Raw genomic sequence first — 1781 nt, 5'->3', positions numbered from 1 at the left:
CGGCCGGGCTCCGTCCGGACGACGTCCGCCGGCACGGCCGGGGGCGGTGCCGGCGGAGGCGGGGCGGCGGCGAGCCCGCGGGCGGTGTCGAACAGGATCAGCTCGTTGTCGCCGCCCGCGCTCTGGTAGGCGTGCGCCAGCCCCCGGTACCCGTTCAGGCGATGGGACGCGGCGAACCCCGGCGCTCCCGCGTGCATCCGGCACGCCTCCACCACCTCCTGGGTGCGGGCGGTCACCGCCGCCTTCAGCAGCGCCAGGTCGCGGTCCACCGCCGACCACGGCGCCCACGCCGCACCCGCGTCACCCGACGGCACCGCCCCCGACCTCGACACCACCCCCGGACTCGACACCGCCGCCGGAACCTCCTCCGGTCGCGGAGGGGCATCCGGCGAGGGTCCGGCGGGAGCGCGGCCGAGCGGACGCGGGCCCTTCACCCGGTCGGCGACCAGCGTCAGCGCGTACGCCGAGGCCAGCGCGCCCAGCATCGCCTCCCGCTGGTTGCGGTAGTCCCCCAGCGGACGCCGCGGGGCCAGCCGTCCCAGCGTCGCGCGTCCGGCGGTGTGCGCGACCAGGGTGACCGCCGAGGCGCGGGCGAGCGCCGCGCACGCCGAGACCACCGCCCGCCACACCGGCGGCGCGATGCCCATCGACCGCACCAGCCGCTCGCCCGGCCCGCCCGCCGGATCGTGGAACCCGCCGTCCGGGTCCAGCCGCGCGCCGTCGCCGAGCCACGCCTCGAACGGCACCCGCACGTCGGTGAGGGTGACCGCGCCGTAGTCCACCATCAGCCCGAAGCTGTCGGGGGCGGGCGTGACGCGGACGCCGGGCGGGGTCGAGCCGTCGGCGGCGCGCAGCGGGACGGTGAACACGAACACGCCCCGCTCGCGGCCCCCGTGCTCCAGCGTCGCGTACACGGCGGCGACCTTCGGCACGTCCGGGTGCGCGGTGTTGGTCGGGAACTTGGCGGCAGCCGCGTCCGGGGTGGTCAGCACGAACCCGCCCGTGGCCGGATCGTGGCGGGCCAGCGTCCGCGGCGACAGGTGGCTGTTGCTGCGGCCGATCTCGGTCATCAGCAGCGTCCCCGCCGCGTCCATCGACTCCAGCGCCTCGCGGTCGCGGCCCGGGCCCGGCGCGTCCGGCGGGGTGAACGCCACGACCGGGCCGAGCGCGAGCGTGTAGTGCAGCATCAGCACGTGGAACAGGGCCGGGTCGGCGACCGCGCAGCGTTCCAGCAGCCCGCACAGCAGCGGCGGGTCGTCCAGCAGCTCCGAGCCGGGCGGCGCGGCCAGGCCCGCCGCGCGCATCCGCCGGTAGGTCAGCCCCTGCCGCTCGCCGGGCGTCAGCCCGTCGGGGTACCCGAAGAACGCCGCCGGGACCGCCTCGGCGATCATCTGCCGCTCCTTGGCCTCGAGCCGGCCCTCCGGGACGGTCCCGCGCATCCATTCGCGCAGCGCGGACGCGTCGGAAGGCAGGGCCTCCGGCACCGCGCCGGGCTCGAACCGCACCGCGAACGGGTCGGGACGACCAGGCGGCACGCGCGAACCGGAGGAAGGCGGCGGGGAAAGCGGGGTGGGAGGGGCTGCGGGCTGGTCGGGATGGTCGGACGGATCGGGCGGTCGGGCCATGGCGATGCTCCTGTCGCGACGCGGAACCGTACAGAACCTTGCGGACCGGAAGTCGGAGGGATCTGCGCAGGGAGGAACCCGCGGGGCCGGGGGAGGTGGACCGCGCGGGCCCGGGGCGGGCGGCGGCTGGCGGTCAGCCGCCGGGCGCGTCCCCGG

The 1781-nt window shown here is 77.8% G+C and carries 1 protein-coding gene; it reads right to left on the bottom strand.

From position 1 onward, the window contains the following. Positions 1-1535 (bottom strand): acyl-CoA dehydrogenase family protein (locus tag DZF91_RS24330; RefSeq protein WP_147341344.1); only part of this gene is annotated, 1535 nt, incomplete at its 3' end. Positions 1536-1781: the final 246 nt, after the last annotated feature.

The sequence above is a fragment of the Actinomadura logoneensis genome (assembly GCF_003428695.1).
Lineage (GTDB): Bacteria > Actinomycetota > Actinomycetes > Streptosporangiales > Streptosporangiaceae > Spirillospora > Spirillospora logoneensis.
Note: the sequence above shows the minus strand (reverse complement) of the source record. Positions and strands in the feature narration are given on the sequence as shown.